This window comes from Amycolatopsis dendrobii (assembly GCF_014145675.1).
Lineage (GTDB): Bacteria > Actinomycetota > Actinomycetes > Mycobacteriales > Pseudonocardiaceae > Amycolatopsis > Amycolatopsis dendrobii.
This window is the reverse complement of the sequence record NZ_JACGZW010000004.1, coordinates 204,598-217,261: the sequence shown is the minus strand read 5'-3', so window position 1 is coordinate 217,261 and position 12,664 is coordinate 204,598. Positions and strand designations below refer to the sequence as shown.

Sequence of the window (12,664 nt, the reverse complement as noted above, 5' to 3'; positions counted from 1 at the left end):
GCGAAGGTTCTCCGCAACGGCACCACCCCGAGGAGGAACCCCATGCCCACCGTCACATCCGCCGACGGCACCCGGATCGCCTACTCCCGCACCGGCTCCGGTCCCGCGCTCGTCCTCGTCGACGGCGCGCTCTGCTACCGCACCTCGACCCCCAACGACGATCTCGCCAAAGCCCTCTCGGACCGCTTCACCGTCTACACCTTCGACCGCCGAGGCAGGGGCGAAAGCGGCGACACCGGCCCGTACGCGGTCGAGCGCGAGATCGAAGACATCGCCGCGCTGGCCAAGGAAGCCGGCGGGGAGATCGGCCTGTACGGCATCTCGTCCGGCGCCGCCCTGGTCCTGGAAGCCGCCCATCGCGGCGTGCCGGTCAAGAAGGTCGCGGTGTACGAACCGCCGTTCGTCGTCGACAGCACCCGCAAGCCCGTCCCAGCCGACTATCAGGCGAAGCTCGAAGCAGCCATCGCCGAGGGAAAACCGGGCGACGCGATCAAGACGTTCATGGTCGAAGGCGTCGGACTGCCCGCCCTGATGGTCACGATGATGCGCCTGATGCCCGCGTGGCCGCGCATGAAGCGCGTGGCCCACACCCTCGCCTACGACGCCCAGGTCATGGACGACAACCAGGCAGGCCGGCCCCTGCCGGAAGAACGCTGGTCCGGAATCACCGCCCCCACCCTGATCCTCGACGGCGGCAAGAGCCCCGCCTGGATGCGCAACGGCGTCGCAGCGGCAGCGGCCCAACTGCCCCACGCCACCTATCGCACCCTGCCCGGCCAGACGCACCTGGTGAAAACCGCCGCACTGGCCCCCGTGCTGGCGGAGTTTTTCGCCACGAACTGACCCGTCAGCAGTTCGGGTGAGGCAAGCTGCGAGACGTGGCCACGCGAGCATTGATCTTCGACTTCGACGGCACTCTCGCCGACACCGAGGCAGCAGTACTGCGGTCCTGGCAAGAAATGTTCGCCGGACACGGGGTCGAACTGCCCCTGGACGTCTGGCACACAGTCATCGGCACCCAGAACACCGCCGCGACGATGTTCAAACTCCTTGCCGAACAAGTAGAAAACGTCGACCCGGAAACACTGCGCCCGGCAATGCGAGCACGAGTACACGAACTCCTAGCCGAAGACGGCCCGCGCGAAGGCGTACTGGACTACCTAGACGAAGCCGCCCGACGAGACCTGACCCTCGCCGTCGCCTCAAGTTCCTCCGGCACCTGGGTGCACGGCCAACTGGACCGGCTAGGCCTGTCGTCGCGCTTCGCCGCCGTAGAAACCGGCGACCGCCACAAAGCAAAACCCGATCCCGACACTTACCTGGCAACCCTGCGCACCCTGGGCGTGACCGCAGAAGAAGCCCTGGCCTTCGAAGACTCGCCCCACGGCGTCAGCGCGGCGAAAGCAGCCGGAATCACCACCATCGCAGTGCCGAACCCCATCACAGCCACCCTGGACTTCGCCAAAGCAGACCTAGTCCTCCCGTCCTTCACCACCACCCCCCTGAGCACCCTGCTGCAGCGCTTCGGCACGTGAGGGACCCCTGACGGACTCTGAGCCCCCGAGGGCCCCCTCACGCCCCGCCACCCACCCGCCGCGATGCGCCCCAATGCGGCATTGGGTGCATCTGACGCACCGAACGCCACATTGGGTGCATCCCACGCACCCAATGCCACATTGGGGCGCTAGCCCCACCCCCTACGACACCGCAGCCAGTGCACCCAACCATCGAGGCACCCAGCCCCTCCCCCGCACCCCGATACAAAGCCGCCCTGCGGTTCGGGGGTGCTTGTCAAGGCATCTTTCCCGCCTTGACAAGCACCCCCGAACCGTCAGCACAATGGGCCAACGGGGTGCCCCACGCAACCACCACGGCAAGGTCGCCGCCAGGCGACGAGCCAACTCACAACCCCGCAACCCGATCCAAAAACCCCCGCTGCCCCTTGACCAGCTTCTCCCGAGCCACCTCGAGCGAAACCCACTCCACCCGATCCACCTCGGGAAACTCCCGCATCACCCCAGACCGGGGCGGCCACTCCATCTCGAACACCCCCGGCACCACATCAGCCGGATCAAGATCCCCCTCCACCGCCCAAGCAGTCACGACCTTCCCCGACTGCCGAACCTCCCCCAACGCAACCCACTCCCCGTCAGGCACTGGCACCCCCAGCTCCTCAGCGAACTCCCGCCGAGCAGCGCCTTCAGCCTCCTCCCCCTCCTCAATCTCCCCCTTGGGCAACGACCAAGCCCCCAGATCCTTCTTGGCCCAAAACGGCCCGCCCATATGCGCGAGCAACACTTCGACCCCGCCCGCACCCCGTCGATACACCAACACCCCAGCACTACGCCTGACCATCCCCCCACCCTGCCAGCCCCGCTGACCAGCCCAAACACCGCCTCAAAAAACTTCCCGGCAACGTGTCGATCCCAGCCGGCACCGTTCGACGCATAAGCAGAAGGCACCCCACAGCCACCCGGGAGGGACCAGCAATGACCACCACCACCGCCCCCAAGACCGCGACGACCGAAGCCACTAAGTCCCTGGCAGACCGAGCCCGCCCCACCGTCCTGGCCCTCTTCCGCGCCGTGGTGTCCTTCCTCTTCCTCTGCCACGGCCTGATGGGCTTCGGCCTCTTCGGCGGCATCGACAACGCGGGCGGCGCGGTCCCCTTCGGCCAATGGCCCGGTTACTGGGCCAGCCTGATCGAGGTCGTCGGCGCGATCTTCGTCTTCGCCGGACTTTTCACCCGCGTCTCCGCGACCGTGCTCTCCGGCGTCATGGCCTACGCCTACTTCACCGTGCACGCCCCGGAAGGCCTGCTCCCCCTGCACAACATGGGCGAGCCCGCCGCGCTGTACGCGTGGGTCTTCCTCGCCATCGCGGTGGTGGGGCCGGGGGCGGCAGCGCTGGACGGGCTGCGGCGGCGCTGAAAGAAGTCGTGAGTGGCAATCCCGGTTCTAACCGGGATTGCCACTCACGAGCATTGCCCGCCCGAGCGCGTGCTCCATCAACGCCGTCAGCACCTGCTTGGTCGAATCCCGCTCCCGGGCGTCGCACAGCAGCAACGGCACCTGCGGATCCAGGTCCAGCGCCCCGCGGACTTCCTCGGTCCCGTACCGGTAAGCGTCGTCGAAGCAGTTCACCCCGACCACGAACGGCAACCCGCGCTGCTCGAAGAAATCCACTGCGGGAAAACAGGATTCGAGCCGACGGGTATCCGCCAGGACCACCGCGCCCAAGGCACCGTCGGCCAGTTCGTCCCACATGAACCAGAACCGGTCCTGCCCCGGCGTGCCGAACAGGTACAGGATCAGCTCGGGGTTGATGGTGATCCGGCCGAAGTCGAGCGCGACCGTCGTGGTGGTTTTGCCCTCGACGCCGGACAGGTCGTCCACGCCCTCGGACGCGGCGGTGATCACCTCTTCGGTGCGCAGCGGCGGCACCTCGCTGACCGAGCCGACCAGAGTCGTCTTGCCGACCCCGAATCCGCCGGCGACGAGCACCTTCACCGCTTGCGCGGTGAGCGACCGGCGGGGCTCAGAGTTTCCGGATGCCATCGAGAACCGCCTGGAGTACGTGGGGGCTGGGGGCGTCGGTCACCGGCGTCGCGGTGCGGAACAACACGAGGTTGCGTTCTATCAAATCGCTCAGCAGCACCTTCACCACCGGCAGCGGGAGATCGACCCGCGCGGCCACCTCGGCGACCGAAACCGGGCGCTGGCACAGGGAAAGAATCCGCGAGTACTCCGGTTCGAGACCGGGCGTCTCGCTCGCGGTGCGCAGCGCGACGACGAGCGTGATGAGGTCGAGCCCTCGGGTGTCGGACCGGGTCCGCCCGCCGGTGACGGCGTAGGACCGCACCAGCGGACCGGCCTCGTCCTCGTACCAGGACTCGCGGCCCTGCGCCGTCATGGCGAGGTCCGCTGGACCGCTCCGGCCCGCGGCGCCGCGGTGAGCACCGCGCCGACCCGCTTGACCATCAGGTTCATCTCGTAGGCCACGAGCCCCATGTCGGCGTCGACCCCGGCCAGCAGCGCGAGGCAGGCGCCCCGGCCGGCCGCGGTGACGAACAGGAACGCGTGGTCCATCTCGACCATCGTCTGCCGCACGTTGCCGCCGCCGAAGTGCCGTCCGGTGCCGCGGGCGAGGCTCTGGAACGCCGAGGCGACCGCGGACAGGTGCTCCGCGTCCGCTTCGGACAGGTTGCCCGACCGGCCGATCAGCAACCCGTCCGAGGACAGCACCACCGCGCGGTCCGCTCCGGCGACCCGCTGCACGAGGTCGTCGAGCAGCCAGTCGAGCTCGTTGACGCCGTTGTTCGCCATCAGTCGCGATCTCCGTACCTGTTGTCGTGCCCGGGATCGGCCTCGCGGGCCCGCCGGGTGCCCTGCTGGAACGCGCTGAGCCGGGAGCGGGCCTGCTCCGGCGAATCCTCGCGGACGTCGTCGGATTCCGGCGCCGGCCGGTCACTGCGCAGCTGCGGAACGAGGTTCTGCTGCCGTCTCCGCTGCGGCAGCGGGGGACGCCCGGGCGGACGAGGCGGCGCGGCCCGGCCGTTTTCGACCGCCGGACGCGGCACCCGGCCGTTGTCCGCGGGCGGTCGCTGCTCACGGTTTTGCGGCGGACGGACCGGCGGAGCCTCGGCGGCCGGACGCATCGCGCGGCGCGTCGGCAACTCCGGTCGCTGCTGCTCCGGCGCGACCCGCGGTTCCGGCGCCACCCGCGACGGCTGCGGCGGTTCCGCCTGCTGCGGTTCCGGACGCGCCTGCTTCCGTTGCGGCAGTTCCGGTCGCTGCTCAGCCCGCTGCGGTTGCGGCGCGGGCCGCGACGGCTCCACCGCGAGCCGGGAAAGCTCCGGCACGCCGTCCGGCTCCGCGGCCGCTTCCGGCTCGGACGGTTCCGTCTCGCTGAGCGGCGCGAGCAAATCCTTGCGCACCAACACGATCGCCCGGGTCCCGCCGTACGCGGATTCGCGCAGGTGCACCGAGATCCCGTGCCGCGACGCCAGCCGTGCGACCACGAACAGGCCCAGCCGCGGCTCGTCGGACAGCGCCATGATCCCGAAGTCCGGCGGGTCGGCGAGCATCGCGTTGAACTCGTCGGCCTGCTCTTGCTCGATGCCGAGGCCCTGGTCCTCGACCTCGATCACGACGCCCTTGCCGACCACGTTGCCGCGCAATTCGACGCGCGATTCCGGCGGCGAGAACGACGTCGCGTTGTCGATCAGCTCGGCGAGCAGGTGCACGAGGTCGCCGACGACCGGCCCGCGCACCGCGACCTCCGGCAGCTTCGCCGTCTTCACCCGCGCGAAGTGCTCGGTTTCCGCTGCCGCGCCGCGGACGAGTTCCACCAGCGACACCGGATTGCGCCACTGCCGTCCGGGCTGGCCGCCGCCGAGGATGATCAGGTTCTCCGCGTTGCGCCGCGCGCGGGTGGAGAGGTGGTCGAGGCGGAACAGCGTGTCGAGCTGGTCCGGGTCCTCCTGCTTGCGTTCGGCGGCGTCCAGCACCTTCAGCTGCCGGTGCACGATGACCTGGCTGCGGTGCGCGATGTTGAGGAACACCGCCTTCGTGCCTTGCCGGGTCTTGGCCTCTTCGACCGCGGCGGCGAGCGCGGACTGCTGCGCCAGGTTGAACGCCTCGGCCACCTCGCCGATCTCGTCCGTGCCGTGGTCGAGCAGGTGCCCGCCTTCGTCGAGGTCGACCGGTTCGCCCGCGCGGACGCGGTCCACGAGTTCCGGCAGCCGCACCTCGGCCGCGTCGAGGGTGTCCTCGCGCAGCCGGGCGAGCCGGGAGATGAAGCGGTTCGACAGCCGCAGCGCGACCAGCACCACGGCGAGCGCGAAGAGCACCGCCGCCGCGCCCGCGATGATCGAGTTCCGCAGCGTGTCGTCCGCGTCGGTGATCGCCGCGTTGGTCGCGTGCGCGCTCTGCGCGGCGAACATCGTCATCAGCGTGGTGGCGACCTGCTTCGCGTCGGTCCGCCACTGTTCCAGCGGCACTGGAAGCTGTTTCGCACCGGACAGCAAGGCGTTCTCGACCTGCGTCACGGTCGTCCACGCGGGACTCGAGACGAGCTTGTCGTAGTTCGCCCGCACCTCGGGCACCATCTGCGGCACCGACTGTTCGAGCTGCGCGTGGTACGCGCCGATCTGGCCGAGGTACGCACGCTGCTCGTCGCCGGACAGTCCGCCCGCGGCGAGCCCGGCCGACGCCAGCGCGTCGCTGCGCTGCATTTCCTCGGCAGCATTGAAAATCGGGATCGCGGACAGCCGGGCGTAGGCGTTGTCCGCGCCGCGCGCGGCCTGCGCGAGGCCGGCGACGCCCTGGGTGAACTGGTCGATGATCTGGTTGTAGAAGGAAAAAACCTCGAGCCGGGGCACCTGGCCGGAGTCGACTTGCTGGCGCAGCTGCGGCAGTTTCGCTTCCAGCGCGGCGAACGTGGCGATGTTCTGCTTGACGCTCGCGGGCACGTTCGAGTCGCTCGCGAAGTTGCCCTGCAGCACCGAGGTGATCTGCGCGGCGGACGCGTCGGTCTTCGGCCGGGTCGCCAGCAGCGCGGCGCGCGCGGCGTCCTGTCCGGCGAGCACGCTCATCGACAGCTGCCGTTCCTGTTCCGCGGCGAGCAGGAACGGAATGCCGGGGCCTTCCGAACCGCGAATCTTCTGCGCGTAACCGCGCGCCTGCGTCGCGTCGAAAATCAGGTATCCGGCGAGCGCGATACCGACGATCAGCAACGCCACGCTAGGAATCAACGCGATCGCGAGCACGCGAGAGCGAATCGAGGAGCCGCGGCCCTTTCGCCCGGAATTCTGCTTCACCGTGATCCGTTTTCCTTCCGGCACTGCTGTGGTATTCGGGTCCTCGGTGTTTTCGTTGCACCGGTCCGACCAGCCGGATCACAGTTCACCGTGGTCTGCGTTGCCCGCGACGACGGTAAGCAACCCGGACGGGCGAGTCAAGTCCGGACCCGTGTTGCCGTCATCCTCTTGTTACCTGCTAGTAACCCACTGTGGTGCTTGGAAAACTGATCACCACCGGACGTGACCTTGGTCGCACCGGAGTCGCCGCTGCCCGCCGGGCGCCCCTGCGTGAGGTCTGTCACGGCCGCGCACCCGCGAAAACTAACCGGAAACTCATGCGCATTTCCGCATCGGCAGCGAAATTGAACGGAAAACCGAGATCAATTTCCGGAATTCAGCGCCGGACGCCATTCGGCGGCCGATGCGCGGAAAGCCGCGGCACCGGAACGGCTTCGGTTTCCTCGGCTCCGGCCGGACGGTCGCGGCGCAGCAGGTCGTGCAGCATCTCCCGGCACGCCCACGCCAGCACCGCCACGGCCGCGATCAGCACCGCCACCAGCGCCGATTCGACCGGATAGCGCGCGAGCACCCCGCCGAAACGCGCGAGCACGAAGCCGATCGCCACGCCGACGAGCAGGGTCACCACGTACGAGAGCGGCACTTCCCGGCCGCGGTTCTCGATCATTTCGGCCCCTTTCGCCCCGGATCCGCGCGGCGGACACCGCTGCCCGATCGGCTTCGGCCCGCGAAAAAACAGGGACCGAGCATACCCGCCGGGCAGCGCGCGGCGCGCCCGTCGATCACCCAAAGGGGCGAGCCCGACACCGATTGTTCACCCAGGACCCGCGAATCCGGCCGGATCCACGCGAATCCGCACGGATATTGCGCGAATTCTTTTCAGCGCACCTCGCGCAGCACGGCCACCGCCCGCAGCACCTCGGCGTAAGTTGTGTACAGCGGGGCCAGCCCGAACCGCAGCACGTCCGGCGGCCGGAAATCGCCGAGCACCCCGCGTTCGTGCAGCGCGTCCATCGTCTGCTGCCCGCCCGGGTCCCGCACCGAAACCTGGTGCCCGCGCGTGTGCTCGCGCGGCGTCGGGATGTCGGCTCCGGGAAGGAGTTCGTCCGCACACCGGAAAAAGAAATCGCCCAGCGCCAAGCCTTTCGCGCGCAGCACGGAAAGGTCGACGCCGTCCCAGACGTCCAGCGCGGCGTCGAGCGCCAGCATCGACAGGATGTCCGGCGTGCCCGCCCTGGCGCGCGCGATCCCCGCGCTGCCGCGGTAGCCCGGTTCCATTCCGAACGGATCCGCGTGCCCGGCCCATCCGGCGAGCGGCTGATCGAATTCCGCCTGATGCCGCTGTGCCACATAGACGAACGCGGGCGAACCCGGTCCGCCGTTGAGGAATTTGTACGTACAACCCACCGCGAAGTCGACGTCGCACGCGTCCAGCCGCACCGGAATCGCGCCCACGCTGTGGCAGAGATCCCACACCGCGAGCGCGCCCGCCGCGTGCACCGCCTCGGTGACCGACGGCATGTCGTGCAGCCGCCCGCTGACGTAATCGACGTGATTCACGAGCACCGCGGCGGTCCGCTCGCTCACCGCGCCGGGCAGCTCAGCCACCGGCACGCGCCGCACGGTGTGCCCGGTGAGCCGTGCGACCTGGTCGGCCACGTAGCCGTCGGTCGGGAAGGTCGCCGCGTCGACCAGTACCTCGTCGCGACCGGGATTCGCCCGCACCGCCGCCACGAGCACCTTGAACAGGTCCACACTCGTCGAATCCGCCACCACGACCTGTCCGGCCGCGGCCCCGACCAGCGGCGCGATCCGCTCCCCGACGCGCTGCGGGGCTTCCCACCAGCCCTCGGTCCACGACCGGATCAACCGCCGCCCCCACTGCTCGCGGACCACCTGGCTCACCCGCTCCGCGACGTGTTTCGGCGGCGCGCCAAGAGAATTCCCGTCGAAGTACGCGACCTGCGGGTCAAGGTCGAACTCCGCGCGTTTCGCGGCGAGCGGGTCGGCGGCGTCGAGTGCGGCCGCCTCGTCGGCAAGGCTCTCGCTGCGCACGGCGGATTCGGTCATCAAACGCTCCTCTGGTCCCGGTTCCCCCATTCAAACAGCACGCGGACAGTCTTATCGAGCGCCGAGGCTGGCCGGGATTCTCTATCGGCCGCCGCCCCGACGACCTACAGTGACCTCACCAGGCACCACCGGAGGAGGTCAGCGTTGACCCAGTCGATTGCCGAACAAGCCGAGGGCCAGACCATCCCGTCGCTGCTGCGGCGCAATGCCGAGGAGTACGGCGACCGGCCCGCGCTCACTTCGCTCGACATCGAAGGCCGTCCGACGCTCACCTGGAGCGAGTTCCGGACCGCGATCGCCGAGGTGTCCCGAGGGCTGGCCGGGCTCGGCCTCGCCGCGGGCGACCGGATGCTGATCATGGCCCCGAGTTCGCCGGACCACCTCATCGCCGACCTCGCCGCCGTCCACCTGGCGGCCATCCCGTGCACGGCGTACGCGACGCTCAGCCCGGAGCAGATCCGCTACGTCGCCCGGCACAGCGCCGCCCCGGTCGTCGTCCTCGCCGGCGCCGACGAGCTGTCCCGCTGGCTGCCGGTGCTCGACGACCTCCCCGCGCTGCGCCGCGTCGTGGTCATGGACGAATCCGCGATCCCGGACGGCGACCACCGCTTCCTCGCGTACTCCGCAGTGCGCGAGGCGGGCCGCGAAGCACTCGCCGCCGACCCGGAGGCGTTCGACCAAGCGTGGCGGGCGATCCGCCCGGACGACCCGCTCGCGATGATCTACACCTCCGGCACCACCGGCGACCCCAAGGGCGTCGTGCTCTCCCACCGCAACGCGATCCACGAGGGCATCGCCGTGCACACGCTGCACAAGGCCCCGATGCACCCCACGAACATCGCGTACCTGCCGCTGGCGCACATCGCCGAACGCGAGCTGTCGATCTATCTGCCCATCGTCGCGGCGGGCCACGTGCACACGGTCGGCGATCCGTCCGGCGTCGTCGCGGCGCTCGGCCAGGTGCGTCCGCAGAGCTTCTTCGGCGTGCCGCGGGTGTGGGAGAAAATGGTGGCGGGCCTGAAGAACATGCTCGCCGGCGTGCCCGAGGACCGGCGCGAGGCGCTCATCTCAGCGAACGAGCTCCTGCAAGAGGGCTACAAACTCCGCAGCGCGGGCGAGGAGGTCCCGGCCGACCTCGCCGAGCGGATCGCGAAGACCGACGAGACCGTGCTCGCCCCGGTGCGCGGGTTGCTCGGGCTCGACCAATTGCACATCGCGTCCAGCGGCGCGGCCGCGTTGCCGCTGGAAGTGCTGTACTTCCTCGCCGGGCTGGGCGTCGAGATCCGCGAGGTCTGGGGCCTGTCCGAGACCACCGGCGCGGCGACCGCGAACAGCGCCGAAGCGTTCCGCGCGGGCACCGTCGGGCGGCCGATCGACGGCGTCGAGGTGAAGACCGGCGAGGACGGCGAACTGCTCGTCCGCGGTCCGATCGTCTTCCTCGGCTATCTGCAGCCGGACGGCACGATCGAACCGGCCACCGACGCCGACGGCTGGTTCGCCACCGGCGACATCGGCACGATCGACGACGACGGCTACGTCACGATCACCGACCGCAAGAAGGAACTGATCATCACCTCGAGCGGCAAGAACATCGCGCCGACCCGGATCGAGGGCCTGCTGAAGGAACACCCGCTGATCGGCCAGGCGGTCGCGATCGGCGACGCGCGGCCGTACGTGACCGCGTTGATCGTGCTCGACGACGAGATCGCCCCCGGCTGGGCGAAGGCGAACGGGATCGAGGAGGCCGACGTCGAAACGCTGGCCCGGCACGAGGCGGTGCGGGCGGAGATCGACCGGGCCGTCGAATCCGCCAACAGCAGGCTCGCGCGGGCCGAGCAGATCAAGCGCTACCACGTGATCACCACCGCGTGGACGCCCGAAACCGGCGAGCTGACCCCGACGCTCAAGCTCAAGCGCCGGGTGATCAACGACCGCTACGGCTCCGACATCGCCTCGCTCTACGCGTGAAAACGGTGCGGCCGGGGATGTCCCGGCCGCACCGTTTCGCCCGCGGATCAGGCGTCGAGGTCCTTGGCGATGAGATCGACCAGCACGTCGACCGATTCCCGGGCCTGGTCTCCGTCCGCGCTGAGCTCCACCTCGTCGCCGTGCGCGGCGCCGAGCGTCATGAGGCTGAGCACGCTCCCGGCGTCGACCGGGTCGCCTGCCGCTCCGCCGGAAACCTTGGCGATGCGGACCTTCGCGGGCTGAGCGGCGGCGGCTTGCGCGACCAGCCCGGCCGGACGGGCGTGCAGCCCGACGCTGCTGGCGACGACGATGCGGCGTTGGTACACGAGGGCCTCCTCAGGCATTGACCGGATGGGCGGAAACGGCGGGGGTCTCCTCGACGGAGCGAGACCGCACCTGCTTGAGCAGGACCACCGAAGCGGCGGCGACCAGCGTCCCGGCCACGAGCGCGACCAGGAACAGCAGCGGGTTGCCGATCAGCGGCACCACGAAGATCCCGCCGTGCGGCGCGCGCAGCGTCGCGCCGAAAGCCATCGACAGCGCTCCGGTGACGGCCGAACCGGCCATGATCGACGGGATCACCCGGAACGGATCCGCCGCGGCGAACGGGATCGCGCCTTCGGTGATGAACGAGGCGCCCAGCAGCCACGCGGCCCGGCCGTTCTCCCGCTCGGCGGCGGTGAACAGCTTCTTCCGCACGGTCGAGGCGAGCGCGAGGGAGAGCGGCGGCACCATTCCGGCCGCCATCACCGCGGCCATGATCTGCAGCGAACCGGCACTGCCCGTGGTCAGGCCGCCGACCGCGAACGCGTACGCGGCCTTGTTGACCGGACCGCCCATGTCGAACGCCATCATGAGGCCGAGCAGCGCGCCCAGCAGCACCGCGCTGGTGCCGCTCAGGCTGTTCAGCCAGTGGGTGAGGCCAGCGGTGGCGATCGCGATCGGCTTGCCGACCACGACGTACATCAGCACACCGACCACCACTGTCCCGAGCAGCGGATAGACGACCACCGGCATGATGCCGCGCATCGCCTTCGGCACACGGATCTTCTTCAGTCCCAGCACCACGGCGCCGGCGAACAACCCGGCCACCAGGCCGCCGAGGAACCCGGCGCCGATGGCGACCGCGATCGCCCCGCCGACGAAACCGGGCGCGATGGCGGGCCGGTCGGCCATCGCGAACGCGATGAACCCGGCCAGCACCGGCACCAGGAACTTGAACGCGACGCTGCCGATCTGGTACATCAGCGCGGCCCAGCCGGCGAGCGAACCCGCGTCGAAATGCTCGGTGACACTGGGCGCGTCGGCGATCTTGTACCCGCCGAGCGCGAAGCTCACCGCGATCAGCAGACCGCCCGCGGCGACGAACGGGATGAGGTAGCTGACGCCGGTCATCAGCCATTGCCGGATCCGGGAGCCGAACCGGTCGTGCTCGCCGACCTTGGTGGTCAGCTCCGGTTCCGCGGCGGCGGCGGAAGCGGCGGGCTCGGCGGCGGGCGGTTCCGCGGCAGCCGCTTTCGCCCGCTCGAACAGCCCGGCCGCGTCGTTGATCGCGGCCTTCACCGGGGCTTCGACGATCGGCTTGCCGGCGAAGCGTTCCCGGCCCTGCACGGCGAGGTCCGCGGCGAAGATGACCGCGTCGGCGTCCGCGATGTCCGCGGCGGACAACGGTTCGGAACCGGCGGAGCCCTGCGTCTCGACCACGATCGTGTCGCCGTTGGCCTTCGCGGTCTGCTCCAGCGATTCGGCGGCCATGTACGTGTGCGCGATGCCCGTGGGGCACGCGGTGATGGCGACGAACTTCAT

The 12,664-nt window shown here is 69.8% G+C and carries 13 protein-coding genes; 4 read left to right on the top strand and 9 right to left on the bottom strand.

Annotation, left to right across the window (positions count from 1 at the left end; genetic code table 11):
- The first annotated feature begins 42 nt into the window (after nucleotides 1-42).
- Complete coding sequence (locus tag H4281_RS12960; RefSeq protein WP_182891131.1) at nucleotides 43-843, top strand: alpha/beta fold hydrolase; 801 nt, start codon at nucleotides 43-45, stop codon at nucleotides 841-843.
- A 35-nt stretch (nucleotides 844-878) separates the two neighbouring features.
- Nucleotides 879-1,535, top strand: a complete 657-nt coding sequence (locus H4281_RS12955) for an HAD family hydrolase (RefSeq protein ID WP_182891130.1) — start codon at nucleotides 879-881, stop codon at nucleotides 1,533-1,535.
- A 367-nt stretch (nucleotides 1,536-1,902) separates the two neighbouring features.
- Here the strand turns inward: H4281_RS12955 and H4281_RS12950 are convergent, their stop codons facing one another.
- On the bottom strand, nucleotides 1,903-2,355 hold the full coding sequence (locus tag H4281_RS12950) for an NUDIX hydrolase (RefSeq protein ID WP_182891129.1): 453 nt from the start codon (nucleotides 2,353-2,355) through the stop codon (nucleotides 1,903-1,905).
- 134 nt (nucleotides 2,356-2,489) lie between these two features.
- Here H4281_RS12950 and H4281_RS12945 point away from each other — a divergent pair, with 134 nt between their 5' ends.
- Nucleotides 2,490-2,930 (top strand): DoxX family protein, encoded by a 441-nt coding sequence (locus tag H4281_RS12945; protein ID WP_182891128.1) that lies wholly within the window; start codon nucleotides 2,490-2,492, stop codon nucleotides 2,928-2,930.
- A gap of 27 nt (nucleotides 2,931-2,957) precedes the next feature.
- On the opposite strand, the gene H4281_RS12940 is transcribed toward H4281_RS12945, so the two are convergent.
- The 6 genes from H4281_RS12940 to kynU form a co-directional block, all read right to left on the bottom strand.
- Nucleotides 2,958-3,557 (bottom strand): GTP-binding protein, encoded by a 600-nt coding sequence (locus tag H4281_RS12940; RefSeq protein ID WP_182891127.1) that lies wholly within the window; start codon nucleotides 3,555-3,557, stop codon nucleotides 2,958-2,960.
- On the bottom strand, nucleotides 3,538-3,912 hold the full coding sequence (locus H4281_RS12935) for a DUF742 domain-containing protein (RefSeq protein WP_182891126.1): 375 nt from the start codon (nucleotides 3,910-3,912) through the stop codon (nucleotides 3,538-3,540). The genes H4281_RS12940 and H4281_RS12935 overlap by 20 nt, the downstream gene beginning before the upstream one ends.
- On the bottom strand, nucleotides 3,909-4,325 hold the full coding sequence (locus H4281_RS12930; RefSeq protein WP_182891125.1) for a roadblock/LC7 domain-containing protein: 417 nt from the start codon (nucleotides 4,323-4,325) through the stop codon (nucleotides 3,909-3,911). Before H4281_RS12930 ends, H4281_RS12935 begins: the two co-directional genes overlap by 4 nt.
- Nucleotides 4,325-6,820, bottom strand: coding sequence for a nitrate- and nitrite sensing domain-containing protein (locus H4281_RS12925; protein WP_182891124.1), 2,496 nt, complete (start codon nucleotides 6,818-6,820; stop codon nucleotides 4,325-4,327). Before H4281_RS12925 ends, H4281_RS12930 begins: the two co-directional genes overlap by 1 nt.
- A 376-nt stretch (nucleotides 6,821-7,196) precedes the next feature.
- Complete coding sequence (locus tag H4281_RS12920; protein WP_182891123.1) at nucleotides 7,197-7,487, bottom strand: hypothetical protein; 291 nt, start codon at nucleotides 7,485-7,487, stop codon at nucleotides 7,197-7,199.
- 212 nt (nucleotides 7,488-7,699) lie between these two features.
- Entirely contained in the window at nucleotides 7,700-8,890 is a 1,191-nt protein-coding gene (gene kynU / locus H4281_RS12915; protein ID WP_182891122.1) for a kynureninase, read from the bottom strand.
- 144 nt (nucleotides 8,891-9,034) lie between these two features.
- Here kynU and H4281_RS12910 point away from each other — a divergent pair, with 144 nt between their 5' ends.
- Nucleotides 9,035-10,858 (top strand): AMP-dependent synthetase/ligase, encoded by a 1,824-nt coding sequence (locus H4281_RS12910; protein ID WP_182891121.1) that lies wholly within the window; start codon nucleotides 9,035-9,037, stop codon nucleotides 10,856-10,858.
- A 47-nt stretch (nucleotides 10,859-10,905) separates the two neighbouring features.
- Here the strand turns inward: H4281_RS12910 and H4281_RS12905 are convergent, their stop codons facing one another.
- A complete protein-coding gene (locus H4281_RS12905; protein ID WP_220507152.1) occupies nucleotides 10,906-11,202 on the bottom strand; it encodes an HPr family phosphocarrier protein in 297 nt (98 codons plus the stop codon).
- Nucleotides 11,195-12,664: a PTS fructose transporter subunit IIC gene (locus tag H4281_RS12900; protein WP_182891119.1), complete on the bottom strand. Its 1,470-nt coding sequence runs from the start codon at nucleotides 12,662-12,664 to the stop codon at nucleotides 11,195-11,197. Before H4281_RS12900 ends, H4281_RS12905 begins: the two co-directional genes overlap by 8 nt.

Coding starts and splice junctions, on each gene's coding strand:
- H4281_RS12920 (WP_182891123.1), bottom strand. CDS start 7,487: ATGATCGAGAACCGCGGCCGGGAAGTGCCGCTCTCGTACGTGGTGACC.
- H4281_RS12950 (WP_182891129.1), bottom strand. CDS start 2,355: ATGGTCAGGCGTAGTGCTGGGGTGTTGGTGTATCGACGGGGTGCGGGC.
- kynU (WP_182891122.1), bottom strand. CDS start 8,890: ATGACCGAATCCGCCGTGCGCAGCGAGAGCCTTGCCGACGAGGCGGCC.
- H4281_RS12930 (WP_182891125.1), bottom strand. CDS start 4,325: ATGGCGAACAACGGCGTCAACGAGCTCGACTGGCTGCTCGACGACCTC.
- H4281_RS12945 (WP_182891128.1), top strand. CDS start 2,490: ATGACCACCACCACCGCCCCCAAGACCGCGACGACCGAAGCCACTAAG.
- H4281_RS12940 (WP_182891127.1), bottom strand. CDS start 3,557: ATGGCATCCGGAAACTCTGAGCCCCGCCGGTCGCTCACCGCGCAAGCG.
- H4281_RS12960 (WP_182891131.1), top strand. CDS start 43: ATGCCCACCGTCACATCCGCCGACGGCACCCGGATCGCCTACTCCCGC.
- H4281_RS12935 (WP_182891126.1), bottom strand. CDS start 3,912: ATGACGGCGCAGGGCCGCGAGTCCTGGTACGAGGACGAGGCCGGTCCG.
- H4281_RS12905 (WP_220507152.1), bottom strand. CDS start 11,202: ATGCCTGAGGAGGCCCTCGTGTACCAACGCCGCATCGTCGTCGCCAGC.
- H4281_RS12900 (WP_182891119.1), bottom strand. CDS start 12,664: ATGAAGTTCGTCGCCATCACCGCGTGCCCCACGGGCATCGCGCACACG.